Origin of the sequence: Nostoc sp., from assembly GCF_036919595.1 — a bacterium.
GTDB lineage: Bacteria > Cyanobacteriota > Cyanobacteriia > Cyanobacteriales > Nostocaceae > Nostoc.
In genome coordinates, this window is sequence record NZ_JBALCO010000141.1 from 100438 (window position 1) to 127228 (window position 26791).

General features: G+C 42.3%; 22 protein-coding genes and 6 pseudogenes. 14 read left to right on the top strand and 14 right to left on the bottom strand.

Annotated features, from left to right (window positions below; translation table 11 throughout):
* Positions 1–198 precede the first annotated feature (198 nt).
* Positions 199–2013 carry a proline--tRNA ligase gene (locus V7K21_RS21355; protein WP_335177223.1) on the bottom strand — a complete coding sequence of 605 codons (1815 nt, stop codon included), beginning with the start codon at positions 2011–2013 and terminating at the stop codon, positions 199–201.
* Positions 2014–2163: 150 nt separating this feature from the next.
* On the opposite strand from V7K21_RS21355, the gene V7K21_RS21360 reads away from it, so the two are divergent.
* Both V7K21_RS21360 and V7K21_RS21365 read left to right on the top strand, forming a co-directional pair.
* On the top strand, positions 2164–3546 hold the full coding sequence (locus V7K21_RS21360; RefSeq protein ID WP_335177224.1) for a 1-acyl-sn-glycerol-3-phosphate acyltransferase: 1383 nt from the start codon (positions 2164–2166) through the stop codon (positions 3544–3546).
* A 527-nt stretch (positions 3547–4073) separates the two neighbouring features.
* The gene (locus V7K21_RS21365; RefSeq protein ID WP_335177225.1) at positions 4074–5015 is read left to right on the top strand and encodes an XDD3 family exosortase-dependent surface protein; all 942 of its coding nucleotides are present in this window, start codon (positions 4074–4076) and stop codon (positions 5013–5015) included.
* 338 nt (positions 5016–5353) lie between these two features.
* Here V7K21_RS21365 and V7K21_RS21370 read toward each other — a convergent pair.
* The 8 genes and pseudogenes from V7K21_RS21370 to cysE form a co-directional block, all read right to left on the bottom strand.
* Positions 5354–5635: pseudogene (locus tag V7K21_RS21370) on the bottom strand (Uma2 family endonuclease); the annotation flags it as partial.
* A gap of 132 nt (positions 5636–5767) precedes the next feature.
* On the bottom strand, positions 5768–6313 hold the full coding sequence (locus tag V7K21_RS21375) for a (2Fe-2S) ferredoxin domain-containing protein (RefSeq protein WP_335177226.1): 546 nt from the start codon (positions 6311–6313) through the stop codon (positions 5768–5770).
* A 108-nt stretch (positions 6314–6421) separates the two neighbouring features.
* Positions 6422–6625 (bottom strand): putative nitrogen fixation protein NifT, encoded by a 204-nt coding sequence (gene nifT, locus V7K21_RS21380; RefSeq protein WP_273768323.1) that lies wholly within the window; start codon positions 6623–6625, stop codon positions 6422–6424.
* On the bottom strand, positions 6600–6887 hold the full coding sequence (locus V7K21_RS21385) for a nitrogen fixation protein NifZ (RefSeq protein WP_335177227.1): 288 nt from the start codon (positions 6885–6887) through the stop codon (positions 6600–6602). The genes nifT and V7K21_RS21385 overlap by 26 nt, the downstream gene beginning before the upstream one ends.
* Positions 6874–8007, bottom strand: coding sequence for a homocitrate synthase (nifV, locus tag V7K21_RS21390; protein WP_335177228.1), 1134 nt, complete (start codon positions 8005–8007; stop codon positions 6874–6876). Before nifV ends, V7K21_RS21385 begins: the two co-directional genes overlap by 14 nt.
* A gap of 355 nt (positions 8008–8362) precedes the next feature.
* On the bottom strand, positions 8363–8560 hold the full coding sequence (locus V7K21_RS21395; protein ID WP_335072657.1) for a DUF2949 domain-containing protein: 198 nt from the start codon (positions 8558–8560) through the stop codon (positions 8363–8365).
* 307 nt (positions 8561–8867) lie between these two features.
* Entirely contained in the window at positions 8868–9137 is a 270-nt protein-coding gene (locus tag V7K21_RS21400; RefSeq protein WP_335177229.1) for an Asr1405/Asl0597 family protein, read from the bottom strand.
* Between the two features lie 41 nt (positions 9138–9178).
* Positions 9179–9940, bottom strand: coding sequence for a serine O-acetyltransferase (cysE, locus tag V7K21_RS21405; protein ID WP_335177230.1), 762 nt, complete (start codon positions 9938–9940; stop codon positions 9179–9181).
* Positions 9941–10805: 865 nt separating this feature from the next.
* On the opposite strand from cysE, the gene V7K21_RS21410 reads away from it, so the two are divergent.
* Positions 10806–12152: an NAD(P)/FAD-dependent oxidoreductase gene (locus V7K21_RS21410; RefSeq protein ID WP_335177231.1), complete on the top strand. Its 1347-nt coding sequence runs from the start codon at positions 10806–10808 to the stop codon at positions 12150–12152.
* 481 nt (positions 12153–12633) lie between these two features.
* Here V7K21_RS21410 and V7K21_RS21415 read toward each other — a convergent pair whose 3' ends face one another.
* Positions 12634–12963, bottom strand: coding sequence for a hypothetical protein (locus V7K21_RS21415; protein ID WP_335177232.1), 330 nt, complete (start codon positions 12961–12963; stop codon positions 12634–12636).
* A 67-nt stretch (positions 12964–13030) separates the two neighbouring features.
* Positions 13031–13507 carry a hypothetical protein gene (locus V7K21_RS21420; RefSeq protein ID WP_335177233.1) on the bottom strand — a complete coding sequence of 159 codons (477 nt, stop codon included), beginning with the start codon at positions 13505–13507 and terminating at the stop codon, positions 13031–13033.
* A 322-nt stretch (positions 13508–13829) separates the two neighbouring features.
* Here V7K21_RS21420 and V7K21_RS21425 point away from each other — a divergent pair.
* A pseudogene (locus V7K21_RS21425) lies at positions 13830–14066 on the top strand (aldo/keto reductase); the annotation flags it as partial.
* Positions 14067–14068: 2 nt separating this feature from the next.
* Here the strand turns inward: V7K21_RS21425 and V7K21_RS21430 are convergent.
* Positions 14069–14155: pseudogene (locus V7K21_RS21430) on the bottom strand (IS5/IS1182 family transposase); the annotation flags it as partial.
* A gap of 685 nt (positions 14156–14840) precedes the next feature.
* On the opposite strand from V7K21_RS21430, the gene V7K21_RS21435 reads away from it, so the two are divergent.
* Positions 14841–16208, top strand: a complete 1368-nt coding sequence (locus tag V7K21_RS21435) for a PQQ-dependent sugar dehydrogenase (protein WP_335177234.1) — start codon at positions 14841–14843, stop codon at positions 16206–16208.
* Positions 16209–16283: 75 nt separating this feature from the next.
* On the opposite strand, the pseudogene V7K21_RS21440 reads toward V7K21_RS21435, so the two are convergent.
* Positions 16284–16595 (bottom strand): annotated as a pseudogene (locus tag V7K21_RS21440) (zinc-binding dehydrogenase); the annotation flags it as partial.
* Positions 16594–16683, bottom strand: a pseudogene (locus V7K21_RS21445) (Uma2 family endonuclease); the annotation flags it as partial. The pseudogenes V7K21_RS21440 and V7K21_RS21445, both read right to left, overlap by 2 nt.
* A gap of 59 nt (positions 16684–16742) precedes the next feature.
* Between V7K21_RS21445 and V7K21_RS21450 the strand changes: the two are divergent.
* The 9 genes and pseudogenes from V7K21_RS21450 (at position 16743) to V7K21_RS21490 (ending at position 26625) form a co-directional block, all read left to right on the top strand.
* A complete protein-coding gene (locus tag V7K21_RS21450; RefSeq protein WP_335177235.1) occupies positions 16743–16913 on the top strand; it encodes a hypothetical protein in 171 nt (56 codons plus the stop codon).
* Between the two features lie 1005 nt (positions 16914–17918).
* A complete protein-coding gene (gene nifB / locus V7K21_RS21455) occupies positions 17919–19370 on the top strand; it encodes a nitrogenase cofactor biosynthesis protein NifB (RefSeq protein ID WP_335177258.1) in 1452 nt (483 codons plus the stop codon).
* A gap of 123 nt (positions 19371–19493) precedes the next feature.
* Positions 19494–19850 (top strand): DUF362 domain-containing protein, encoded by a 357-nt coding sequence (locus tag V7K21_RS21460; RefSeq protein ID WP_335177236.1) that lies wholly within the window; start codon positions 19494–19496, stop codon positions 19848–19850.
* 82 nt (positions 19851–19932) lie between these two features.
* The gene (gene nifS, locus V7K21_RS21465) at positions 19933–21141 is read left to right on the top strand and encodes a cysteine desulfurase NifS (RefSeq protein WP_335177237.1); all 1209 of its coding nucleotides are present in this window, start codon (positions 19933–19935) and stop codon (positions 21139–21141) included.
* 101 nt (positions 21142–21242) lie between these two features.
* Complete coding sequence (nifU, locus tag V7K21_RS21470; protein ID WP_335177238.1) at positions 21243–22142, top strand: Fe-S cluster assembly protein NifU; 900 nt, start codon at positions 21243–21245, stop codon at positions 22140–22142.
* 319 nt (positions 22143–22461) lie between these two features.
* Positions 22462–22818, top strand: coding sequence for a globin domain-containing protein (locus V7K21_RS21475; protein WP_335177239.1), 357 nt, complete (start codon positions 22462–22464; stop codon positions 22816–22818).
* 342 nt (positions 22819–23160) lie between these two features.
* Complete coding sequence (gene nifH / locus V7K21_RS21480; protein ID WP_334792978.1) at positions 23161–24054, top strand: nitrogenase iron protein; 894 nt, start codon at positions 23161–23163, stop codon at positions 24052–24054.
* A 151-nt stretch (positions 24055–24205) separates the two neighbouring features.
* Positions 24206–25120: pseudogene (locus V7K21_RS21485) on the top strand (nitrogenase component 1); the annotation flags it as partial.
* Between the two features lie 98 nt (positions 25121–25218).
* The gene (locus V7K21_RS21490; protein ID WP_335177240.1) at positions 25219–26625 is read left to right on the top strand and encodes a site-specific integrase; all 1407 of its coding nucleotides are present in this window, start codon (positions 25219–25221) and stop codon (positions 26623–26625) included.
* Positions 26626–26791 lie beyond the last annotated feature (166 nt).

The window sequence follows — 26791 nt, forward strand, 5'->3', positions numbered from 1 at the left end:
TCCGTTACCTCCAGATTATGTAAATCTGATTCTTCCTGGAGATGATTGATAATTTTATTTACAAAGCAAAGGAACGCTGTAGACGCTTTCGCGGCTTGCCGCAGGCTGGAAAACACAGAGGAACGTAAAGTAAAGTATTTATTCCTCTGCGTAAACCTTTGCACCCTTACCCTGCCGGAAGGTGAAGCACCTATACGTTTAATTTTTACCCTCTATCGCTGCGGTAATCCACTTATGAAGTGTAGTTGTAACTTCATCAATGACAATTTCTTGAGATTTACGGGTGGCTCTTTCTACAACTTCGACTTTGCCATTAGCGATCGCACGCCCGGTTACAATCCGATAAGGGATGCCAATCAAATCAGCATCTTTAAATTTCACTCCCGCCCGTTCATCGCGGTCATCTAGTAGGGTTTCAATTCCCGCTTGATTCATTTCTGTGTAAAGTTTTTGGGCGATTTCAACTTGTTGAGCATCCTTAATGTTAGGAATTGTGATGATCGCCTGATAAGGTGCGATCGCTACTGGCCAAATAATCCCATCTTTATCGTAAGATTGCTCTACGGCGGCTTGTGCTAGTCGTGACACACCTACGCCAAAACAACCCATAACTAGCGGCTTTTCTTCACCCTGTTCATTGGTATAAGTTGCTCCCATCGCTTCGGAATATTTAGTACCTAATTGGAAGATGTGACCTGCTTCAATTCCACGGGCGCTTGCAAGGGTTTGTTCTGGGTTATGGATGGCGCGATCGCCTGGTCTTGCCTTCCGCACATCTACTGCTTTCTCTGGTAAATTAAATTGCTCACCCCAATTAGCACCAACTACGTGATAGCCAGCTTCATTCGCACCTGTAACAAAGTTTTTTAAATCAACGACTGTTTGATCCACCAAGCGCAAAAACTTGGGATGAATCTGTTTACTGGCAGTAATATACTCATCTGCGATGTCTGGCGCAATGTATCCTAAAGGTAGAGATTTAGCTGTCCATGTTTGCTGCGCTTCAACATTTGGTACATTCAAACTAATAATAGTTTTAGCACCATACTTAAAAGCTAATTTGGTCAATTCATTTTGCAATTTGACCTCATTAACTTCCTGATCGCCTCGGATGTTCACCAGAACCAACACCGTTATCCCATTATCATAAACTGTCTGATAAAGGACGTTTTTCACTAATTGAGTGGGAGAACAGTTGAGGAGTTGACAGAGCTTGTCAATCGTTTCTGTTCCAGGTGTATCGCGTTTCTCGTAGGTTGTAAACCGTGAGGTTTCAGCATCAATTGGTAAAGAAACAGCCTTTTCTACGTTAGCGGCGTATTTGCCATCCTCAGTGTAAAGAACTTCATCTTCACCAGCTTCCGCCAAAATCATAAATTCTGTGGAACCAGAACCACCAATTGCCCCAGAGTCGGCTTCCACTGCCCGAAAAGCTAAACCAGAACGTCGCAGGATATTGCTGTACGCTTTATACATATCCTGGTAAGTTTCTTTGAGGCTGGCTTCATCGGCATGGAAGGAGTAGCCATCCTTCATAATAAATTCTCGTCCACGCATCAAACCAAAGCGGGGACGAATTTCATCGCGGAATTTAGTTTGAATTTGGTAGAGGTGCAGTGGTAGTTGGCGATAAGAGCGAATCATATCACGAGCGATCGTTGTGATTACTTCCTCATGAGTTGGGCCTAATCCTAATTGTTGCTCACGGCGGTCAATTAGGGAGAACATAATCCCCTCAGCTTTGGTGTAAGTGTCCCAGCGTTCCGATTCCTTCCATAAATCAGCAGGTTGTAATTGCGGTAAAAGACATTCTTGTGCGCCTGTAGCGTTCATTTCTTCCCGCACAATCTGGGAAACTTTTTGCAGTACCCGCCACATCAGTGGGAGATAAGCATAGATACCGCTTCCGATGCGACGAATGTAACCTGCACGGAGTAATAATTTATGGCTAGGAATCTCAGCATCAGCTGGATCATCCCGGAGTGTAACGAATAACATTTGTGACAGTCGCATCGTTTCTAGCCTTTCTTTGCTCACTAATTTCTATGTCAACTAAAGTATGAAGTATTAAGGATGAAGTACAAAGTATACAGTGTTATTTCTTTTTCATTTTTATTTATAGCTTTCCGCCTTTTTTGATCACAACTTTAGGAGAGAACTACCTTGGCAGATGTAATTTATCAAGCACAAGCACCCTTAGAATTTATTCCGCCGGCGTTTAACCCCTTATTACTACGAGTTGTCCATCTATTGCTACCCAGTTGGATAAACTGGCAAACAGCTATTACCCAAATTGAAGCAGACAATGTAGAGGTTCTGGTAGATGTCTATCGCCAGTTTCAGGAAGGTAAGATCCGTTTTATGCTGGCATTTCGCCATCCTAAAACAGATGATCCACTTTGTTTGGGCTACTTGCTGTCTCAACTGGTGCCAAAGGTAGCACGATCGCAAGGTACAGCGCTAGAATTTCCGATTCACGCTCATTTTATCTATGATCGCGGCATTCCTCTATGGGCAGGTGCCCACGTTGGCTGGATTATGTCTCATTTAGGTGGTACTCCGATTCAGCGGGGTAAGGCTGACTGGACGGGGTTACGTTCGGCGCGTGAGTTGTTTGCCAATGGGAAATTCCCGATGGCTGCTGCGCCAGAAGGTGCTACCAATGGTTTATCAGAGAATATTAGCCCCCTAGAACCTGGTATCGCCCAATTAGGCTTTTGGTGTGCTGAAGATTTGCACAAAGCTGGACGCGACCAACAGGTTTTAATTGTACCAGTTGGGATTAAATATAGTTACGTTGATGCTCCTTGGAATGCGATCGCAAATCTTTTAAGTGAATTGGAAGCGGCTAGTGGTTTACCTGTGAATCCATCGGAACATGCTTCTGTGGAGTCGCTTTATCCCCGGTTGTTGACTTTGGCAGAACATTTACTTTCGCTGATGGAACAATTTTACACACGGTTTTATCATCTCAAGCTGCCGGATGCCAAAACAGTAGTAGGAGAAATTGAAGATAGAAATGAAGTGCTAGCAGTTCGTTTACAAGCCTTGTTAAATGCAGCGTTACTAATATCAGAACACTATTTTGATTTGCAGTCAAAAGGTACTTTGAGTGACCGCTGTCGGCGGGTAGAACAAGCAGGTTGGAATTATATATTTAGAGAAGATTTTAAGGATGTAAAAGGAATATCCGCTGTAGAGAAAGCTTTAGGCGATCGCGTTGCGGAAGAAGCGAATGCGCGAATGTGGCATATGCGTTTAGTAGAAAGTTTTGTGGCAGTTTCTGGTAATTATATTCGTGAAAATCCTACGGTAGAAAGGTTTGCTGAGACAACTTTAATTTTATGGCAGATGATCGCTAAAATCAAAGGTGATAAAGCTATCCAGCGTCCGCAATTGGGTAAGCAAAAAGTCAAAATTACTGTGGGTGAACCGATATCTGTTTCTCAGCACTATCCAGCCTATAAAGAAAATCGTTTGGGTGCTAGGCAAGCTGTTGCTGAAGTGACGAATGATTTGCAACACGCGTTGGAAGGATTGATTTGATTAGGAGAGTTGCATCTTTAGCTAAAAAGCAGAATAAAGGTGTCACTCGTCAGCAGGCTTATTGATTTCGACCCCTTGGCTCCTGACTCTTTTAACTAGCAAGAGTGCAATGTAAATGCCCAAGTGGCAGGGTAAGCGCATATTACTTTCTAAAGTAGATCAATGCAGACAACAAATTTCTAGCGAGCGCGGGTTTAGATGCCCTGTACGGAGATGCTGGCACGATATGGTTTATTAAGTTTACACAAACCCAAAAATTTTTCAAAACTATCTAAGTAAAAGGGTGCAAAAAACCTTAGGCAACTAGGCCTACTTGGCTTTACTCCTATTTCACATTGAAGACAATTAGGTAAAATCAAAGTAATTTCAACTAAATATGTAATTGGTTATTTGATTTTTATAAAATTACCGTTAATTTTTCCCAATTATATTTTCAGAAGAATCACGCTTTTTTGTTTTTGTAATTCCAATTACAAATAGATAAGTCCAGGAAATTGTGATTCCCTAAATCAATCAGGTTATAAATAATGAAAACTCACAGCTTATTCAATTTACTGAAGATTGGCATTACCACTTTTGGAATCTTCTTCGTGGCTGGTCAAGGAGCATATGCCTCCGACTTAAAGGGAACAGCATTTAGCATATCTTTGGAGTGTTTGAACGACACTACCGGTCTTTTGGTGGGTCAAAACCCCAATGATGCTAGCGGTTGGCAGTATGCATTTGATTCAAACAAAGATGGGATGAACGGGAATTACTGGGTTGGTGCTGCACCAGGGACAGTAAATCCCTACGATATCTCTGGTATGGCTATCAAAGAAACTGCTACCAGCGTCATTGTGGCAATCAATGGCAATATGAAGTTAACAGGAGAGGCTGAACAGGGTGCAGCAGGTGGTCAGATTGGATATGGTGATTTGTTTTTTAACATGGCCGGTAAGACCTTTGATAATGCAATGAGCAGCGGGGATTTGTTTGGTATTCACTTCTCCTCAGTGAATGCTTCAGGGGTACAACAACTAGGTGTTTATAGTGGTGTTCAGGCAAAGACAGTTACTGATATCAAAGAAGGCTACACTGTTGCTACATATGGTGGTTTGACAGGAGGAGGGAATTCTTACGAAAGTCAGGTAAAACAAGGTGGTGGTGTTGTCGGTTATGGTGATTTGACCAGTAGTTACTTTACTAATAACGGCAATGACAATACATTTAATCTCAATGTCATTGACTCTGGAAAATATCTTAATGGAATCTCGTTTCTAGCACAGGGTGATGTAACGCAGCAGTTGCTAACTACTGGCTATGATGCCAACAAATTCAACGGCACACAAACCATTGCATTTGAATTCAAGAAATCTGGTATTGTCCAATCGACTCCTGAGCCTGCTAGTCTCACTGGTTTAGGAATCGTCGGTCTGGCCTTAGCTGGCAGCAAACGGCGCAAAAGGTCTATTGTAGCAATTGGGTAAGGACTATTCGCAATACAGCTTGATTTATCTTCAGTGATTATGGACAAGAGAAAAGACTACATTTTCCTCAGGAAAAATAATAGCTGGAGTAATGGAAGTTTGGATAAAGCTTAAGCGAAAAGTATCCCAAGCTGTATAGATTTCCCCACTAAACATTAAATAAGTAAATTTAAATGCTCTTACTAGAAAGTAAGGGCATTTTTTCTCTAAGATGGTTATCAAATACAAAAACTACTCAGGTAATTATCCAAACAATCTTGGTAAAGCTCATAATATTCGTTATCTAATTTTGATGATGACATCAAATATAGTCTAAAAAAACAATCTGAAAAATATGAGTCATTATCTCTATTTTTTGCAATTCCTCTATGTGGTTCAGGCTCACTGTTGTTAGACAAAGTAATTGGTTGTTGTCCTCGCAGGGTTGCGCGATCGCCTACTAGTTTATATAACTCTTGCTCTAGGCGTGTTTCACAAACAGAATGCGGTGTACCTTTTGCTGCCATCTGGATTATTTCACCCTTAATTAGCTCAACTCGCTCATCCTCCTCAAAGAAGCCGAGTTCAGCTAGACGGTGATATTCACCTATAGTAAAGCGTTTAGCAGTGGTAAGGCTCATAACAACTACGAAAATGCAGAGTTATTTTTATCCTAATTGACAAGGGTGCTACACAGACGATACCAATAAATAGGGGTAAAATTTTACCCCTACAAAGTTGTGTATTATTTTAAGAATAGCTAGAGAAGGTTATTACTCTTGAGTTAAGTGACTTTCTAGCAAAGATGCGATCGCTTCAGGTTGAATATTCTTGTATTTCTTTTTACCAAGTTCTAAAACACAGTTGGGGGCGCTGCTACAGCATTTTTGGCAACCAGTTTGTTCAATGGTAACTTTGTCTAACAAACCGCGATCGCTCAAAGTTTTTTCTAATTCTGATAAAAACCCTTTACCACCACGTTTGAGACAACCTGACTTTTGACATACCATAATCCTCGCTTTGGTTACAGGCGGTAAATCTTGATTTGGACACGCATCGATTGGTGTCACCCGATAGGCTTTGATTTTTATTTTACTTGTGCGTGAGTCTACCTTACTATGACCACAAACGCGAATTTGCTGGCCAAGAACTAAGGATAAACTTAGAGAACGGCGTAACTCTTTAGGCAGTTTAATTTCCACATTTCCAGATGGAACTGCCAATTGCAAGTATTTATATTTTCCTGGATCACCACCAACAAAACCTAGTAACTGTCCCTCAAGATTCAATTCTGATAACGTCAAATACTTGTTACCCATGATTGATAAAAAGTTAGGAGTGAGGAGTTTAGAGTTTAGAGTTAGGAGTTAAAAGTTAGGAGTTAATAATCATAAATTATCATTCATAACTCATCACTCCTAACTTTTTTATGAGAGGCGTTTAGCTTCTACAGTTTGGGGTAAATTTGCTGCGTCTGGCAAATCACGAAATTCCAATTCCCAACCATTTGCTAGAGTGAGAATCTTCCCATCATTTCCATCGGTTTGTTTGACTACTTCTTCCTCAAGGTCTTTTTTAGCAACGTAGACTACTAAGGTACCGGCGTCATTCATGCGTAGCATTACTTTCATGAGATTTCTCAACAGATTCTAGTTCATTTTTCTTACAGCCGACGACGAACCCTGTTTCTAAGAAATGCACAGCATAAATATATGAACTCTGCAAATATGTGCCTATACTTGCGATGTAACCGATATCTCCTTTTTTCACTAAAACTTGCCCGACTTCCTTACCAGGAAAAGTACCATCGTTTTTGAGCAGTTTGCGAACTCTAACTTTTTCACCAATTTCAAAAGCAGGTGGCAAATTTAGTTCTAATTCATCGCGTTGCATGAGAGTATCTCTGTTTTATGACCAAATTCAATAGTTCTTCTGTCGTCAGGCTGCGTTTTTTCTGTACCGATTGATGGCGCACTGCGTCTAAAACAGATTGGGTTTCTTGGGAGTTCAAGAAAATTCCATGCTGCTCTAGCAAGTTTGAAACTAAATGCCGTCCAGAATGTTTGCCTATTACTAAACGCCGTTCCCAACCCACTTCTTCGGGAGCAAATGGTTCGTAGGTGATGGGGTTTTGTAATACCCCGTGAGCATGGATGCCAGATTCGTGAGCAAAGGTATTTTCGCCAACGATCGCTTTCCAGGGTGGTACGCTAGCACCTGATGCAGCAGTAACTAGTTGAGACAGTTCCAAGAAACTACGAGTGTTGATGTCCAAATCAACGCCATAGATGCGTTTGATCGCCATCACAACTTCTTCTAACGCTGCATTTCCCGCCCTTTCACCCAATCCGTTAACTGTGGTATTCACTGATAAGGCTCCAGCTTTGATACCCGCAAGGGCGTTGGCTGTTGCCAGACCAAAATCATTGTGGGTATGGATTTCTAGGGGAATCATCAAAGCTGAAACCAGCCGTTTGACCTTTGTGTAGGTCGTGAAAGGGTCTAGAACTCCTACGGTATCGCAAAAGCGGAACCGGGATGCACCCCATTCTTGAGCATAAAGTGCTACATCTAAAAGAAAGTTTTCATCAGCCCTAGAAGAATCTTCTCCACCGACTGCTACCCAAAGACCTTGATCGACGGCGAAGCTGATACAGTCTTTGAGTTTTTGCAAACTTACTCGCCATTGACCGTGGAATTTGGCGGCGATCTGGATACCAGAGACGGGAATGGCGATATGCACCCGGTTAAGACCGCAAGCGATAGAAGCCTTAATATCTGAGATGACAGCACGGTTCCAGCCCAGGAGTTTTGCTTGTAAACCTAACTTAGAAATTGCTGTGATCGCTCGTATTTCTTCGTTACCCATTGCTGGTATACCAACTTCTAATTCGGGAATACCAATGGCATCGAGAAATTTAGCGATCGCTACTTTTTCTTCTAGGTTAAAAGCAACACCTGCTGCTTGTTCGCCATCACGCAATGTAGTGTCATTAATTATGATTTGATTCATTGCAAATATCCCTCTCTTGGAAGTATTCTTAATATCCTTTCTCTCTACAATCCCCAGCGATGGTAAATGCTAAAAATATCACAATTCATAATGTAGGATACATGATCCTTAATTATTGACCGATTATCAGCATTACATCTGTATGACAGGGAACTAAAACCATGTATATTTTACTAATCGTTTTTACCGATGTCAGTTGAAGTTTGTTCGAGTAGCAATGAACTAATATAGCTATTAGCAAATCCGGAACAAAGTAAGACACAGAATCCAGCAATTAAGGATGTAATCATCTTGGTAACCTCAGATTTTCTAGAGCATTGGGGTGTAATTTAGGCAGATGATGGGTACAAATTAGCTAACTGTGTTCTGCTAACCAGTCAAAAATCTTTTCTAGCTGCTCCAAGTTAACTAAACCATACTGCCAGAGGAGCATCGCTAACGGGCCATTTTCTGACTCACGGTGTCGCAGAGCTACAGCAATATCCGCATTTGAAAGTTCAAGTTCCTTGTGCAAAAAATTGAGGAGTTTTATATCTCTGTTCCGAGTAGGCATAATTGATTTAACTTTCAAGTTATTAATTTGGGAAAGAATTAAAAATCAAAAATTTCCAGTCTTGTTTGGTAATTTCGCTCTTGTAATTGTTGCTAAATGTCAGGAAAATTTCAGATTTAGTAGACTAAACAAAATCTAAAACTCGGTTAATCCTTCTCAGTCTGCAACAAAATCTGCTAGCGTACAGTAGCTTCAACTTCTAAATATCGAATAGATTTGTGCATCTATGAACAAAAAGTATGAAGTGCAGTGCTTGCGTCATGAATTCAAGATTAATAGTCTCTGAATTAGGTTTAACAAAAACACTTCATTTTTCATCATTGTAATGCCAGCAACGCTCTAGCCACTCCAATAATTCCTGACGACAAGCAAGAAATTGCATAACCGTACTGCGAATTAGAATTATTTCTAGCAAATTGTTCACTTGCACTCGTAAAGAACCATCCGGGGGACAAGAACTATTAATTTTTAACTCTTGCAAACGGTGATAGATTCGCCAGCGATCGCTCAAAGGAATTTGCAAAACTTGATCGCTTAAAGGCTCAGAACTGAGTTGTGAGGCATTTAATTCTCTCATATTGGCAAAGTGGGGAAGATGACGGGGATAAAGGAAAATAATTACTTACTACTAACTCCAGCCTGCTGTTTGCTGACTTCTAAAGTTTGCAGTTGTTTTTCGAGTTGCTCAATGCGTGAGAGTAAAGAATAAATCACGGTTGCTTCCACATCGGGTAGCTTTCCATGTTCTAAAGGAGAAAGGCTGGCGTTTTCATTTCGAGAAATAATTCGGCCCGGAACTCCCACGACTGTGCAATCGCTGGGGATATTCCGTAAGACAATCGAACCTGCACCAATACGGACGCGATCGCCAATTTCAAGATTACCCAAAACTTTCGCACCCGCCCCAATCACTGCATTTTTACCCACTGTGGGATGACGCTTACCGCTTTGTTTACCAGTCCCCCCAAGGGTGACACCCTGGTAAATCAGTGTATAGTCGCCGACGATCGCAGTTTCGCCAATCACAACACCCATTCCGTGGTCGATAAACACGCCCTGACCAATCTCTGCGCCTGGGTGAATTTCAATTCCGCTCAAAAATCGCCCCAAATGAGAAATTAAGCGGGGGATAAAACCCACTCCTCGACCATGTAACCAGTGAGCAAGACGATGCAAACAGAGTGCGTGCAATCCAGGATAGCAAAACACCACTTCTAGCCAATTACATGCTGCTGGATCGCGCTCAAAGATAATGCGAAAATCACTCAATAATGGCTCAAAAAAAACGCCAGAGTAGAGATTTTTCAGCAGGGATGTATGTGCAGAATCCTGCGTTTTGATAGTCTGGGGATTCTTGATATTGTCTAAAGACTGTTGCATCGGTACTGTCTATCTGGTTGAAAGAGCCTTGTGCTATTTTCATGCTTATATCAGGCGACTTCCAACTCGATAGGAAACCCAATGCTGATTGGATTTATTGGATTGATTAAGGTTGTACTCAAACGCCAAAACCCCGACTTCAGATAGACTTAAAATATGTCTTGGGGTAGGGGCGCTAGTATTTAATAATGGGGGTACTAGTTTTTTTGGGATAGGGTTGAAGAATTTCTGTAATCGCTACAATAAACTTTACCTGTAAGCCTTTGCAAACATTTAATCAAGATATTTTGCAATCTATTAAGCTGTACTCAGATGCACTCAAATATTAGTTAGATGAGAAGAAAACTCAATTTTTTGTATATACTATTACTATTAGTATCTTATTATTTGGTTAGGCGAACAACAGGTTTCTTTATTTTTTTTTAGGTTTTGCTGTCTGTATGTATATATACGTTTCAAAATATAGTTATAGCTCATAGTGAATATCTTATTATATAGATATGTTGAAAGAAAGCATTTCAATAAGTGCAAATATACCTGGTTGCCGAGTTGCTTCCAACTATCAGCAATGCGAACTCAAAGGTTTTTGAATTAGTTTGGCGTATTGAGTCAGAAAATAAAACTTTGAGTAAAGCAACAGAGTTTTTCTTTGTGCAGCAAATTATATAATGGAGAAATCTACTTACCAAATTGGCGAAGTGTGCCAAATTATTGCTGAGGGCAATCCGAAACTGAGGGCTAAAAACTAACTTTTACTACTTTTATTATTTTTTCAATTGTTCTAAATAAACAGCAACCTTTATCATAATGCTGTTAGATTTTTGTTAAGAATAGTTACAGCTTATTAACACAAGGAAATATTTTTATGGTAGTTGCGCTTAATAATAATACACCGCATCAGGTAGTTATCGTTGGTGGTGGCTTTGGTGGATTGTATGCAGCAAAGGGTCTGAATGCAGCGAATGTAAATGTTACTCTCATTGATAAACGTAACTTTCACCTATTTCAGCCGCTTTTATATCAAGTTGCCACAGGTACCCTATCACCTTCTGATATTTCTGCACCATTGCGATCTGTATTTAAGAAAAGCAAGAATACAAAGGTGTTGTTGGGAGAAGTAAATAATATTGATCCAAAAGCGCAACAAGTTTTTTTGGGTGATGAAGTAGTACCTTATGATACATTAATTGTCGCCACAGGTGCTAACCATTCCTATTTTGGTAAGGAGAACTGGGAAAAAGTTGCTCCTGGTTTGAAAAGTGTGGAAGATGCGATAGAAATGCGTCGCCGGATATTTGGCGCATTTGAAGCAGCAGAAAAAGAAACTAATCCAGAAATTCGCCGTGCTTTCTTGACTTTTGTAATTGTGGGGGGTGGCCCGACTGGTGTAGAATTAGCAGGTGCGATCGCCGAGTTGGCACACAAAACTCTCAAAGAAGATTTCCGCAGCATCAACACTTCAGAAACGAAAATTTTACTATTACAAGGGGGCCCTCGCATCCTTCCACACATTGCGCCAGAGTTATCGAAATCAGGAGCAGTAGCTTTGCAAAAGTTGGGTGTCGAACTCCACACTCACACCAGGGTGACAAATATTGAAAGTGATATCGTTACTTTCAAGAAAGGCAATGAATTTACAGAAATTACCTCAAAAACTATATTGTGGGCAGCAGGTGTCCAAGGTTCCCCAATGGGGAAAGTCTTAGCAGAAAGTACAGGTGTAGAGTGCGATTACTCTGGGCGTGTAATTGTAGAACCTGACTTGTCTATCGAGGGTTATGACAACATTTTCGTAATTGGAGATTTAGCTAACTTCTCCCACCAAGATAGTAAAGTCTTACCTGGTGTTGCACCTGTAGCTAAACAACAAGGAGAGTATGTAGGTAAACTAATTCAACGACGGCTTAAAGGTCATACTTTGCCACAATTTCATTACAACGATGTGGGTAGTTTGGCGATGATTGGGCAAAATTTAGCTGTTGTAGATTTAGGCTTAATCAAACTCACAGGTTTCCTTGCTTGGGCATTTTGGCTATTAGTTCACATCTACTTCTTAATCGAGTTTGACACTAAATTCCTAGTAGTATTTCAGTGGGCGTGGAATTACATCACTCGTAATCGTCGCTCTAGATTGATTACAGGTCGAGAACCTATTGTAGAAGCAAAAACTGTTAACAATAGCGTGCAACACCCTTCTGTGACATCTCTGTAACTTCAGGTATCCACAGCATTAGTCAAGCGATGGTACAAGGGGCTATTAGAGTAATGAGTGCCGTGTAGTAGCAAATCTTGGGCGAAGATTAGCTGTTCTACGAAAAGAATATGGGGATGAGATACCGCCCTAAGCGATTTTGGCAATTTGGCATTTCATGACTTCAAGTTGCAGTTTAAATGGAGATATCAACACAATGGGACAGTGAAGAAGTTGTACGAGGGATAAGGCAAAACTTCCCGCTTCTGGTGTCCCAGCTATGCCAGTTGTCAAATGAGTGCTGTAGAATAGCTCTACATAATTTATACAGCGCTCAACAGAGTTCAGTTCCCGCTCTGCAACTGGCTAGAAATCAACAAAACCAAATATAGCCCAGATGGCAAAAGGCTTGGCGGTGCGCGAATGACCTTCGCCAAAGCTGAACATTTCGATTTTCGAGACTGATTAATGAAGTTCAAAGACTAATACGGTTCAGTTAAGGCTAAAAGTCTGTTACCAAAGTCAATTTTTTAACGAACCGCCAAGGCGCAGAGTACGCAGAGAGAAGAAAGAGATGCTTAACTGAACTGTATTGGTTCAAAGACTCGTTGACGGAGATAAAAGGTGGATTCATCCAGTTCAAAGACTCGTTAACGGAGTTCAAAGGTGGATTCATCCAGTTCAAATACTCGTTAACGGAGTTCAAAGGTGGATTCATCCAGTTCAAAGACTCGTTAACGGAGTTCAAAGGTGGATTCATCCAATTCAAAGACTCGTTAACAGAGTTCAAAGGTGGATTCATCCAGTTCAAAGACTCGTTAACGGAGTTCAAAGGTGGATAAACAGAATAGGGGCGTACAAATGTACGCCCCTACAGTTTGCCGAAGAGTATTAAATTATCAAGAGACGGGAGTTTTAGCAGATTTGCCTTTACCAATAGCTTTAAAACGTTCGCCCAACTGTTCAGCAACAGTTTTTAACCCTGGAGTCTTTTTCGATGCAGTCTTCACGTAATCATAAACTGTCAAACTGCTAGTCATCGCTTCACTACCGACAGCCATTAGGGTATCATCTACCTGTTCGGTGAGTTGCTGCATTGAGATTAAAAGTTCGCTAAGGGTAGCAGCTAATTGATAATCTTGAACCAGTTCTTCAACGTCAAAAATGGCTGGAAAAATTTCGCGGTTAGATTGAGCAGCAGTAATGCTATTGTTCACAAAGGCTAGGCTTTTATCGCCCATTTTTACTAACTTACGCCGTTCTTCAGTGCTGAGAGTAATCAGAAAGGGCAGCTTTTTTTGGACTGTCTGTAGCGCGGCTTTAATTTCTTGGATATCTTGTGGCGAAAGGGTGGCTGCAATATTTTGATAGGACATTGTATATTTACCTTGGGAGTTCTAATGGTGAAGTAGCAATAGTTGCCAAGTATAGAATTCCCATTGGTGGATGCGATCGCACATTTTCTGATAATTTTTAGTTTAGTAGGGTGTGAAAGCGTTGCGTAACGCACGCAATACAATCGGCTAAAGGAAATAATCTAACTCTCGCTGATCATTTCCTGTAAGACCTTCAGTTTTTGCCCGATAAACCCGATCCTCTAAACGGTCTTTAGCTGCATCCGAGAGTTTGAAATCGATAACGCTTTGGGGAATAGTTATAGCAGCAATAAACTCTATAATTTCGTCGGAGACTTTGATAGTATTTGAAGCTTGCGATCGCTCTCTAAAAAATATAAAAACTGACTACATCGACCTTTACCAAATTCATTAGCCTTCCGGCGCTTTCGATAATGAAATAGTATTTATTGAAGAGACTATGAGCGCTCTAAATCTACTTAAAGAGCAAGGGAAAACTCGGGCGATTGGTGTTTCCAATTTTTCTCGCGCCCAACTGACAGAAGCCGCAAGTTATGGACGTATTGATAGTTTACAACCACTCAAGACTCGCAAAACCAATCCTAAAGTATCAACTGTCATAAATCGCTTACGTCCTTTAATATTCTTACCTCCATCAAAGCCGACTGCGACTGTTTGGCATAATACTCGCTTTTACTGAGAGTTTGATTATGAGTATATACATTAGCTTGAGTAATGTTTCCGAATTTCAGGAAATCTGGAAAACCTCTCTCTAAATCTCTCTCCTAAAAGGAGAGAGACTTTGAATTTTCCACCCTTCCCACGTCGGGAAGGGGGTTAGGTTTCGCGTTGGTTTTTCAAATCAACTGAAAACTGCGATGTCTACGACGGGCTGCGCCAACGCAATCCCCACAGCACGCTCACGCTATAACCATGACGCCGCTAGTTCTAGTTAGGGATATGTGCAATCACTGCACGAATTTTACCTGCTTCAATCAATTTTTTGAGAAAAACTTAGCCTTTAGTGTTGCGTTTGTCAAGGATAAATTTAGCTTTTTGACCAGGAAGGAATGCTGTGAAGACCCTCTGCACAATGGTTGAATGACTAGGTTGTGGTAATATAAGCACCGTTCGACTTGAAGACTTTTCGATTTGTGAAAGCGATCGCTCTGCCTTTGTTTGTAACCCTCAGCTCACCCATTTTTTGATGAATTAGAAAAAATCCGATTATAAAAGTATGCCTAACGAAGTATTGTAAATAACGTCCAATTATGGGTTAAGCTAGCTCTAACTCTTGACCAGCAAATAGTCAGGTGTAATATAAATCACTACCACAGTAGAAGGAAATTCAAAGTTGTTTGATCTAAATCCAACAATATTCGGACGCATACTATCCCGATCGTTAGTTAGTTTGATCCCCTTACTTACTAGTCTGATATCCTTAGAGGTTCTTCCCACTCCAGCGTTCGGCGACCCGCCAGCTGCATCTGTTCAAACCAAGCTGAAAGTGCCTAGTGCAATGAGTTCTGCGCCCTTCAATGTTAACCGTTACTTGAAAGTGCCACCCAACTTCTCCATCTCTGTTTATACTCGGATTAACAAGGCTCGCTTTATAGCAGTTGCTCCCAATGGGGATCTTCTAGTCTCACAGCCCAGTACCGGTAAAGTGTTAATTGTCCGGTCAAATGGCAGCAATAACCCAATTACTTCTGACTTCGTAACGGGTCTACGCCAGCCACACGACATTGTGTTTCATAAGATTGACAACACCACATACATTTATATCTCTGAGACTCATCAAATTAACCGCTTCATCTACAACTCTGGAGACCTAATTGCAAAAAATCGGCAAATCGTTGTAACTGGTTTACCAGACAGCAGCACATCGGAACTCAAAGGCGCTTATGGTCACGAACTGAAAAATATCGCACTTGATGCCAATCACAAACTCTATGTGTCGATCGCCTCTACGTGCAATGCCTGCACGGCAGATACTGTCAGCAACCCAAAGCGCGGCGCGATTTATCAGTACAACGCTGATGGAACCAATCAGCGGCTTTTTGCCCAAGGTTTACGCAATGCCGAAGGATTAGCATTATTACCTAACACAAATGACCTTTGGGTAGCCGTAAATAATCGAGACAACATCGCCTATCCCTACAACGATGGCAGTGGCAAATATGGTAAGGTTATCCAGTCTTATGTGGACAACCACCCGCCGGAGGAGTTAACGAAAGTCCGAGATGGCGGTAACTACGGTTGGCCATTTTGCAACCCCAATCCTGACACAGCAAATGGTTTCAACAATATGCCCTTTGACCGCGACTATCAGTTCAATCCTGATGGACATATTTATTGCAATGCATTAGACAGGATTAGCAAGGGTATCCCAGCCCATTCAGCTCCCTTGGGACTAACCTTCTTACAAAATACTAACTTTCCCAGCTTGTACTCAAATGGGGTAGTGGTGGGGCTGCATGGTTCATGGAATCGGGACAAGAAAACGGGCTATAAAATAGTTTACTTTCCCTGGAATAGTACGACAAAGACTCTAGGGGAGGAGATGGATTTAGTCAGCGATTGGTTAGTTCCAGGAACGCAAGAAGTCTGGGGGCGACCAGTGGATACGGCAGTCGATCAGCAAGGTAATTTGTTAATTTCGGATGACCAGAGCGGTACCATCTACAAGCTCTCCTACACGCCGTCAGTACAGGTTAAGTAACACCAAATTTTCTTTGCAAATTTGGGATGCTCCTCTGCCCCACCTAAACCAACCACTCACCTTACTGTCCTCCAATCAACTGGAAACCGCGATGTCTACGACGGGCTGCGCCAACGCAATTTTCCCAACTGCACGCTCATCGCTATAATCAGCAGTGGCTAGTTCTTCTAAGGGATATGTGCAATCAATCACTACACGAATTTTACCCGCTTCGAGCAATTCTTTAAGATCAACCAAATCTTGAGTGCTGGGTTTCTCAAGGATAAATTTAGCTTTTTGACCAGGAAGGAACGCTGTTAAGACCCTCTCTAAGAAGACTTCAGGGCTAGGTACTGTGGTGATATAAATTCCGTTGGGTTGGAGGACTTTTTTGGTTTGTGAGAGCGATATATTCGTAGCGAACGTCTCGCTGAGGTTCCCATTCCAGATATTCCTCAACGGTCATTTTTGACGGCTGTTGGAGGATGGCTATCATAACTAAGATTTTTCATGCTTGGTTTGATTGTAGCTAAGTAATATCAGCAACAAAGAGCGATGCCCTACGGCAACTCTACTAGAGGCTACGCCAACGCCTTTGCCTTTGCGCTAAAGCCATTTAAAGTCCCAGATTTATCACAATATCTGGAAAACCTCACTTCTATTTCTTTCTCCTATTGGGAGAAAGACTTCAAATTTTCGCCCTTAGAGCATGGGGAAGGGGGTTAGGTTTTTCGCCAAGGTTTGTAGTGAGCAATCAAGAAAATTCATAGCGATCGCTCAATCATGTTAGATTATAGTTTATTGTTTCTTTCAAACACAAAATCTGAGAGTTCCCTACCCATCTCCTGATTGTGGGAATGAAAAAAAGAACTGAAAAGTTAAACCTTTTGAAAAATATGTGCAGCAATACATCTATTTCTAGAAGCCTGTATAGCTTGCCAGATAAGATTTATAACCACAATTGAATATCATTGCCAAAGCAAAAATTAAAAAAAGATGAAGTGGATTTTTACCCTCAAAAAAATGATATGTTAGATACAGAATTGAATTTCGCTTTTTTTCTGGAGTAGAACGATATAGATTACTCCAGTTTTTCACCCCAAAAGCCCTGGCATTTATTGCTTTTGACGGAATTTGAGGGCAATCTGAGTACACATTAAAATAACCCAAACCCAGTTGTAAGTAGATTAAATTCCTTGCTGGAATAGGATTTTGGCTGAGTACAAATAAATCCTGAACCCCTGTCTATAAACACTAGAACCCCAACCAAAAAATACTAGAACCCCTACCTGAAAAAAAAATTTTTAATTCTTGTAATGCTTGAAGAATTAGGGTTTTTATTATTTGAGTACAAGCGTAATAAATCCAATAAATTCTATCCTAGATAGACGAACCGTCTGGCTAGGAGGCGGCTGATATAACTCTTATATCGCCAATCACTTAACGCTCCAACACAAAACGAAGCGAAGAGTGAGTGGAGGGATGACATAGCACCATGCCTGAAGTGAATAGAAGTCGCGGCTGTAAGCACAAATTCTACCCAAGAACCGAACATTGACACACACCAGCCGAACATCAAATATCTATCGCCTGCCTTACTTGATACAAGTCGCCCGAACCCAAGGGTTTGCAGGCAGTGTGGAAGACGCGACTTCAATTCCTGGGCATGAAAGAGTAGCAACAGCATCTCCCACAGTGGCAGCCAAGTCCACCGACCTTTTGCAAAACTCAATGACATCATCGTCTAAACGACTCCTCAACTCTCCCGCCACGGAATCGACAACCCAAGCAAAATCAGGTGGTTGCGGCTGCGACAGCACCAGTAGCGCCACCGTGGAAAGGGACGAAAGGCTCCAAGAACGCATTGCTAAACATCCTTGCTACAGCGAAGACGCTCATCACCACTACGCGCGGATGCACGTTGCAGTTGCTCCAGCCTGCAACATTCAATGCAACTATTGCAACCGTAAATATGATTGCGCTAACGAAAGCCGTCCTGGAGTAGTTAGCGAATTGCTAACACCAGAACAAGCAGCACACAAAGCTTTGGTCATTGGCGGTAAGATTCCCCAAATGACAGTTGTGGGAATTGCTGGCCCTGGCGACCCACTGGCGAACCCAGATAAGACTTTCCGCACATTTGAGTTGATTACAGAGCAAGCACCAGATATCAAGCTGTGTTTATCAACCAATGGTTTAATGCTGCCTGACTACATCGATCGCATTAAAGAATTAAATATAGATCACGTTACGATCACCATTAACATGGTAGATCCAGAGATCGGTGCTCAGATTTATCCTTGGGTTCACTACAAGCGCAAGCGTTACAGAGGTATTGAAGGTGCGACAATTCTCCACGAAAGACAGATGGAAGGATTGCAAGCCCTCAAAGATGCTGACATCTTGTGCAAAGTTAACTCCGTGATGATTCCCGGAATTAATGACCAGCACTTAGTCGAAGTGAATCGAGTCATTCGTGAAAAAGGTGCATTCTTGCACAATATCATGCCATTGATTTCTGCACCAGAACATGGCACACACTTCGGTTTAACCGGTCAACGCGGCCCCACACCCAAAGAACTCAAAGAAGTTCAAGACAATTGCTCCGGTAACATGAAAATGATGCGTCACTGTCGCCAGTGCCGCGCCGATGCAGTCGGATTATTGGGAGAAGACCGCAGCCAAGAATTTTCCAAAGAGAAATTCTTAGAAATGACTCCAGAATATGACATGGAGAAACGTCAAGAAGTCCACGACGGTATTGAGAAGTTTAAAGAAGAACTTAAAGTAGCTAAAGACAAGGCGTTAGTCGGCAAGAAATTTGCCAACAATCCTAAAGTCCTAGTTGCAGTAGCAACCAAAGGCGGCGGATTGGTTAACCAGCACTTCGGTCATGCGAAAGAATTCCAAATCTACGAAGTGGATGGAAAGGAAGTTCGCTTTGTCGGTCATCGCAAAATTGACCAATACTGCCAAGGTGGATACGGCGAGGAAGCTTCTTTTGAGCATATTATGAAAGCGATCGCAGATTGCAAAGCAGTTTTAGCCTCCAAGATTGGTAACAGTCCTCAAGAAAAATTGCAAAAAGTTGGAATACAGTCTGTTGAAGCTTACGACGTGATTGAGAAGGTTGCTTTGGAGTTTTACGAGCAATACGTTAAAGAATTAGGGAATAAGGAATAGGGCATAGGGCATGGGCCAAACAGGGCATGGGACAAGAATTATCCCTAATGCCCTCCCCTAAACCCAATTCTCAATGCCCAATGCCCAATGCCCAATGCCCCATTCCCCAAAAGGAGAATAATCATGGCTTACAAAATTATTACTAGCCAGTGTATTTCCTGCAATCTCTGTCTATCAGGATGTCCCACAAATGCAGTTAAAGTGGTTGACGGACAGCACTGGATTGACCCTGAACTTTGTACAAACTGCGTTGATAGCATTCATACCGTGCCTCAGTGTAAAGCTGGTTGTCCTACATGCGACGGTTGCGTTAAGCAGCCTAGCGATTATTGGGAAGGCTGGTTTGCCGATTACAACCGCGTAGTTGCTAAATTAACAAATAAACAAGATTACTGGGAACGTTGGTTTAACAGCTATTCCCAGAAATACTCCGAACAGTTGCAAAAGCGTCAGCCCCAAACAATGGGAGCAGAAATTTAACAAATAATTTGTAGTGACGCTCGTTTTGACGCTTCGCTAACGCTGCACTAACGTAATTCGTAATTTTTAATTGAAGACAACAATGCAAAATAACTGCATCTATCTCGATAATAATGCCACCACTAAGGTAGACTCAGAAGTTATAGAGGTAATGCTACCTTACCTAACGGACTATTACGGCAATCCCTCCAGTATGCATACCTTTGGTGGGCAAGTCGGTAAAGCACTGAGAACAGCAAGAGAACAACTTGCAGCCATGCTGGGAGCCGATCAGTCAGAAATTGTTTACACCAGTAGTGGAACTGAGGGAGATAACGCCGCGATTCGAGCCGCACTATTGGCGCACCCAGAAAAGCGACACATCGTTACCACCCAGGTTGAACATCCGGCAGTACTTAATGTCTGCAAACAATTAGAAACCCAAGGTTACAGTGTTACCTATCTTTCAGTAAATCATCAAGGGCAGCTGGATCTAGATGAACTAGAAGCTTCCTTGACGGGTAACACCGCCCTGGTGACAATTATGTATGCTAATAACGAAACCGGCACGATTTTCCCGATTGAGCAGATTGGGTTGCGGGTGAAAGAATATGGCGCTATCTTCCATGTAGATGCGGTGCAAGTAGTGGGAAAAATCCCCTTGAATATGAAGACTAGCACCGTGGATATGTTAACCTTGTCTGGTCATAAGCTGCACGGGCCGAAAGGAATTGGTGCTTTGTATATCCGGCGCGGAGTTCGCTTCCGTCCCTTTATACTTGGGGGACACCAAGAACGCGGACGTAGGGCGGGAACAGAGAATGTTCCGGGAATTATTGCCTTGGGCAAAGCTGCAGAACTTGAACTGTTTCACTTAGAAGAAGCAAACAAAAAACAAACAAGACTGCGCGATCGCCTCGAACAAACTTTACTCGCGACAATTCCTGATTGTGTAGTAAATGGTGACCCTACGCAGAGATTGCCCAACACCACTAATATCGGCTTCAAGTATATTGAAGGTGAAGCTATCTTACTATCGTTGAATAAACACGGTATCTGTGCCTCATCCGGTTCTGCTTGTACCTCCGGTTCACTGGAACCTTCCCACGTCCTTCGGGCTATGGGCTTACCCTACACAACTTTGCACGGTTCCATTCGCTTCAGCCTTTGTCGCTACACCACGGAAGCAGAAATCGATCAAGTGATAGAGGTAATGCCCAGTATTGTGGAACGTTTACGCGCCCTCTCACCCTTCAAAAATGATGATGCAGGTTGGCTGCAAGAACAAGAGCAAGCACTGGCACATCGTTAATTAGGGAATAGGGCATAGCGCATTGAGAATAAAACCAATGCCCGATGCCCAATCCCCAATACCTCAATCTAAAATCCAAAATCTAAAATCTAAAATTCATTATGTGGGACTACACCGATAAAGTATTAGAACTGTTTTACAATCCCCTGAATCAGGGAGCCATTGATGAATCTGGCGAACCTGGGGTTAAGCTTGCAATGGGAGAAATCGGTAGCATTGCTTGCGGTGATGCTCTGAGATTGCACCTGAAAGTGGAAGTAGAATCTGATAAGATTCTAGATGCTCGTTTTCAAACCTTTGGTTGTACTAGTGCGATCGCATCTTCTAGTGCATTAACCGAAATGATCAAAGGTTTAACCTTAGATGAAGCTTTGAAAGTGTCCAACAAAGACATTGCAGATTACCTGGGTGGTTTACCAGAAGCAAAGATGCACTGCTCTGTCATGGGACAAGAAGCGCTAGAAGCTGCTATCTATAATTATCGCGGCATACCTTTAGCTACCCACGATGATGATGATGAAGGCGCGTTAGTTTGCAGTTGCTTTGGGATCAGCGAGGCCAAAATTCGCCGCGTCGTTCTAGAAAATAATCTCACTGGTGCCGAAGAGGTAACAAATTATGTGAAAGCTGGTGGTGGATGCGGTTCCTGTTTGGCAAACATTGATGATATTATTAAATCAGTGCAACAGGAATTCGCCGCACCTGATCTCAACAATTACGGCGTAAAAGTTGCCACAGAAATTGTTACGTCTAAAGAGCGATCGCTAACTAACGTCCAAAAGATTGCTCTAATTCAAAAGGTTCTGGATGAAGAAGTCAGACCGATTCTCCTCGCTGATGGGGGAGATGTAGAACTCTATGATGTAGAAGGCGATCGCGTTAAAGTTGTCCTGCAAGGTGCTTGCGGTTCCTGTTCAAGTAGTACAGCAACCCTAAAAATTGCGATCGAAGCCAGATTACAAGAGCGTGTCAGCAAGAGCCTTGTAGTCGAAGCAGTTTAGGAATTGCTGTAGGACTTAACGTACTCTACAAATACGTTCTAATATGCATTCAGCCAGGAATAGAAAGTAGGATTTGAATCGAATCATTGTCTCCACTCAATGCTTCATACCGATTCGCCAAAAGAAAGTAACACATTCAAATCTAACTTATCTTTTTTACGAATTACGTAGACACCCGAAGGATTGCTTCCCCCAAGGGATTACGAATTACGAATTGGTATCAGTCCTACCACTATTACGGCTAACAGCATATAGGCTTCATAGATTAAGCGCCTAAAAAGCAAATTTCATCATCTAACTCGCTTCAAAGGAACAGAATATGAACACATTGTACGACAAACTTGGCGGACAACCAGCTATTGAACAAATAGTAGATGAACTCCACAAACGCATTGCAACAGACAGCCTCCTCAATCCCATTTTTGCTGGTACAGATATGGTCAAGCAACGTAATCATCTAGTTGCTTTCTTGTCTCAGATTTTTGAGGGGCCAAAGCAATACGCAGGTCGTCCAATGGACAAAACACACGCCGGAATGAATTTACAGCAACAACACTTTGATGAGATCGCCAAGCTTTTGAGTGAATCAATGGCTGTGCGTGGAGAGTCGCCAGAAGACACCACAGCTGCACTAGAGCGCGTCTCAAATTTTAAGGGCGCTATTTTGAACAAGTAATAAAACTTATGCATTGATTGTTGACAAATAGCAACATCAAGTCCTATTTAGTTTTTCCAGTTGAAACACATTATGACGTATTTGTAAATTGCACAAGCTCTTAGTCATTAGTTATTTGACTAATGACTAAGGACAAAGAACAAAAAGAAAATAAATTTAACCAGGAAATATATGTACTTGCTCTCAATAATTTTAGCTGTGGAGCGATCGCCCCCAGCAGGCACCTATGCCAACGATACCAACGATGCTCTACACGCGCTCACTACTGTCGCTTAACAGGGGTGAACGCAACAGACAAACGCGCATACCCACCAACCAACCAATTGCAGGGAAATACGAATCATGACTGAAGAAAAGATTAGACAGATAGCTTTCTACGGTAAGGGCGGTATCGGTAAATCTACCACTTCCCAAAACACCTTGGCAGCTATGGCAGAAATGGGCGAACGCATCCTCATCGTTGGTTGCGACCCCAAAGCTGACTCCACCCGTTTGATGCTGCACTCCAAAGCTCAAACAACCGTTCTTCACCTCGCCGCAGAACGTGGCGCAGTAGAAGATATCGAACTCCATGAAGTGATGCTCAAGGGTTTCCGTGACGTTCTTTGCGTAGAATCTGGTGGGCCAGAACCCGGTGTAGGTTGCGCCGGTCGTGGTATTATCACCGCCATCAACTTCTTAGAAGAAAATGGTGCTTACCAAGACCTAGATTTCGTATCTTACGACGTATTAGGCGACGTTGTGTGCGGTGGTTTCGCTATGCCTATCCGTGAAGGAAAAGCACAAGAAATCTACATCGTTACATCTGGTGAAATGATGGCAATGTACGCTGCTAACAACATTGCTCGTGGTGTTCTTAAGTATGCTCACACTGGTGGCGTGCGTTTGGGTGGTTTGATTTGTAACAGCCGTAACACTGACCGGGAAATCGATCTGATCGAAACCTTGGCAAAACGGTTGAACACCCAAATGATTCACTACGTACCTCGTGACAACATCGTTCAACACGCAGAATTGCGCCGGATGACTGTTAACGAGTACGCACCAGAAAGCAACCAAGCTAACGAATATCGAACATTAGCTACCAAGATCATCAACAACACACATCTATCTATTCCTACACCTATTGAAATGGAAGAACTAGAAGAATTGTTGATTGAATTCGGTATTCTCGAAAGCGAGGAAAATGCTGCAATGTTGGTTGGTAAGACTGCTACTGAAGTTCCTGTAGTATAAGTCGCCGCTAAGAAATAACGCTTTAGCACAAGGAAAAAGGAAGAGCCCCCTATCTTACCTTTGACCCTCTCTTTTTATCTCCCCCCCTAACCTTAGAGGGGACTCCTAGTCCCCCTATGCCCCCCATCCTTACGAGTCACAGACACAAAGTATGACACCTCCAGAAAACCAAAACATCATTGAAGAAAGAAAAGAACTAATTAAAGAAGTTCTCAGTGCTTATCCTGAAAAAGCTGCTAAAAAACGGGAAAAACATTTAAACGTATACGAAGAAGGTAAGTCCGATTGCGGCGTTAAGTCTAACATCAAATCCCTTCCTGGCGTCATGACCGCTCGTGGTTGTGCTTACGCTGGTTCTAAGGGTGTGGTCTGGGGTCCTATTAAGGACATGATCCACATCAGCCACGGGCCTGTAGGTTGCGGTTACTGGTCTTGGTCTGGTCGTCGTAACTACTACATCGGCACCACAGGTGTTGACACCTTTGGTACCATGCACTTCACCTCCGACTTCCAAGAACGAGATATCGTCTTTGGTGGTGACAAGAAACTTGTCAAGCTGATCGAAGAACTTGATGTACTTTTCCCCCTCAACCGTGGTGTTTCCATTCAATCTGAATGTCCCATCGGTCTAATTGGGGATGACATCGAAGCTGTTGCTCGCAAGACATCGAAAACAATTGGTAAGCCAGTTGTACCTGTGCGTTGCGAAGGCTTCCGGGGTGTTTCCCAATCTTTGGGTCACCACATTGCTAACGACATGATTCGTGACTGGGTGTTCACCAGATCAGACCAAGCCAAGAAAGACGGTACACTTCAGTTTGAAGGTACTCCTTATGACGTAGCGATTATTGGTGACTATAACATCGGTGGTGATGCTTGGGCTAGCCGCATCCTGTTAGAAGAACTCGGCTTGCGCGTAGTCGCTCAGTGGTCAGGTGATGGCACCATCAACGAAATGTTGATGACCCCCAATGTGAAGATGAACCTCATCCACTGTTATCGGTCGATGAACTACATCAGCCGTCACATGGAAGAAGCTTATGGTATTCCCTGTACGAAGTATGATTTAATCTTATGTGATACCAGGATTTAGTCCACGTCTAACTTTGCTTAGTTTAAACATTGTTCTAAATGGACTAAATTTTAAGACACATTTAAGACACAATGAAAAGCAAGGCACAGGACGTTTTTGAGGATTTCACTCCGCCAGCATCTACCGATGGCAGCTATCTAGGAACACAGAAACAAATGAAGGCTACTCGGCAGCATCTGGAACGCAAATTTGAAAAGGGCTTGGCAGACACTAGGGCCCGTCTAAAAGCCGCTAAGGTCAAAGTGGGTTTGGTCGTGGCACGGGACACTATTCAATTGCAAGCATCCCTACCAATCAAGCCGGGCGATCACGACACTAAAGGAACTGGTTTTAAGCAGTACAAGATTTCGCTGAATATCCCTGCAAGCTTGGACGGGTTGAGAACATCTGAGGAAGAGGCAAACGAGCTAGGCAAACTACTGGCCCGTAAACAGTTTGAATGGACTGACAAATATCTGGGTAAAATAGCTAGGGACGCTAACAAGTTCCAAACCCTTGGTGATGTTTTAGAAGAGTTTGAAACTGAGTATTTCAAAACACGCAAGTTAACAGAAAAAAGTAAACATACCATTTTCTATTACAAAGACTATTTACGGCGATTGATTGGATTAGATACTTTATTGACTCAATCGGAGATTGATAAAAAACTTGCAGACTTGACGGGGGATTCTGCCAAGTACAGCGCTGTTAAATCGTTGAAGGTTTTAAAATCAACTCTTAATTTAACTAGTTTCACCCTCGAACAATTTAAAGCCACGCAACCAAAAAGTCAGGCTAGGGATATCCCCAGTGATCAGGATATCATCAAATATCATGAATCTTTTCATCAGTACTCATTGACTAGGAGCTTGACAATTAAAAAGAGTTGCTTAGACAGTTGGAAGATGTGGGAATGGGTATATGGAATGCTTGCTACTTATGGATTACGTCCAAGAGAACTGTTTGTAAATCCTGAAATTGATTGGTGGTTGAGTCCTGAAAATAAAGATAATACATGGAAGGTTCACCCAGATACTAAGACTGGTTATAGGGAAGCCTTACCGCTACATCCTGAATGGGTTTACTTGTTTGATTTAAAAAATCCAGAGCCTTTGGAACTGTTAAAAGCTCAAACTGATGACAGAACTAGTTTTACAGATATAAACACTATTCGAGTTAATTGTTCATCATGGTTTAGGCGCGTAAATATTCCGTTTACGCCCTATGACTTACGCCACGCTTGGGCTATTCGAGCGCATATTATGGGCATTCCAATTAAAGCTGCTGCTGACAATTTGGGGCATTCTGTAGAGATTCACACTGAGATTTATCAGAAGTGGTTCAGCTTGGAGAACCGGAAGAAGGTAATTAAGCAGGCGGTAGATAAAAAGGATGGCATTGATGCTTTGAAGGAGGAGAATGCACGGCTAAGGGCTGAGGTGGAATATCTCAGGCAAGCTCTGGCACGGCATCAAATTAGTGAGTTGCTGTCTACTTAACTCACAACAGAATACGGTTTCTTAACAGAGGCGCGTCTCTATATTTTTAGTTTTGAAACTGTTAAACTAGCGCTGCTACATTTTTGGGCAATATATTAGAAAAAATGCCTATTTTTGGGTAATTTTTGTTAAAAAATAGCCAGTCAAAAAATTGTCTACAGTTGCT

Excerpts from the sequence above, each read along its gene's own strand:
- V7K21_RS21355 (WP_335177223.1), bottom strand. The coding sequence starts at position 2,013 with ATGCGACTGTCACAAATGTTATTCGTTACACTCCGGGATGATCCAGCT.
- V7K21_RS21365 (WP_335177225.1), top strand. The coding sequence starts at position 4,074 with ATGAAAACTCACAGCTTATTCAATTTACTGAAGATTGGCATTACCACT.
- V7K21_RS21375 (WP_335177226.1), bottom strand. The coding sequence starts at position 6,313 with ATGGGTAACAAGTATTTGACGTTATCAGAATTGAATCTTGAGGGACAG.
- nifT (WP_273768323.1), bottom strand. The coding sequence starts at position 6,625 with ATGAAAGTAATGCTACGCATGAATGACGCCGGTACCTTAGTAGTCTAC.
- V7K21_RS21385 (WP_335177227.1), bottom strand. The coding sequence starts at position 6,887 with ATGCAACGCGATGAATTAGAACTAAATTTGCCACCTGCTTTTGAAATT.
- nifV (WP_335177228.1), bottom strand. The coding sequence starts at position 8,007 with ATGAATCAAATCATAATTAATGACACTACATTGCGTGATGGCGAACAA.
- V7K21_RS21395 (WP_335072657.1), bottom strand. The coding sequence starts at position 8,560 with ATGCCTACTCGGAACAGAGATATAAAACTCCTCAATTTTTTGCACAAG.
- V7K21_RS21400 (WP_335177229.1), bottom strand. The coding sequence starts at position 9,137 with ATGAGAGAATTAAATGCCTCACAACTCAGTTCTGAGCCTTTAAGCGAT.
- cysE (WP_335177230.1), bottom strand. The coding sequence starts at position 9,940 with ATGCAACAGTCTTTAGACAATATCAAGAATCCCCAGACTATCAAAACG.
- V7K21_RS21410 (WP_335177231.1), top strand. The coding sequence starts at position 10,806 with ATGGTAGTTGCGCTTAATAATAATACACCGCATCAGGTAGTTATCGTT.
- V7K21_RS21420 (WP_335177233.1), bottom strand. The coding sequence starts at position 13,507 with ATGTCCTATCAAAATATTGCAGCCACCCTTTCGCCACAAGATATCCAA.
- V7K21_RS21450 (WP_335177235.1), top strand. The coding sequence starts at position 16,743 with ATGCCCTACGGCAACTCTACTAGAGGCTACGCCAACGCCTTTGCCTTT.
- nifB (WP_335177258.1), top strand. The coding sequence starts at position 17,919 with ATGACATCATCGTCTAAACGACTCCTCAACTCTCCCGCCACGGAATCG.
- V7K21_RS21460 (WP_335177236.1), top strand. The coding sequence starts at position 19,494 with ATGGCTTACAAAATTATTACTAGCCAGTGTATTTCCTGCAATCTCTGT.
- nifS (WP_335177237.1), top strand. The coding sequence starts at position 19,933 with ATGCAAAATAACTGCATCTATCTCGATAATAATGCCACCACTAAGGTA.
- nifU (WP_335177238.1), top strand. The coding sequence starts at position 21,243 with ATGTGGGACTACACCGATAAAGTATTAGAACTGTTTTACAATCCCCTG.
- V7K21_RS21475 (WP_335177239.1), top strand. The coding sequence starts at position 22,462 with ATGAACACATTGTACGACAAACTTGGCGGACAACCAGCTATTGAACAA.
- nifH (WP_334792978.1), top strand. The coding sequence starts at position 23,161 with ATGACTGAAGAAAAGATTAGACAGATAGCTTTCTACGGTAAGGGCGGT.
- V7K21_RS21490 (WP_335177240.1), top strand. The coding sequence starts at position 25,219 with ATGAAAAGCAAGGCACAGGACGTTTTTGAGGATTTCACTCCGCCAGCA.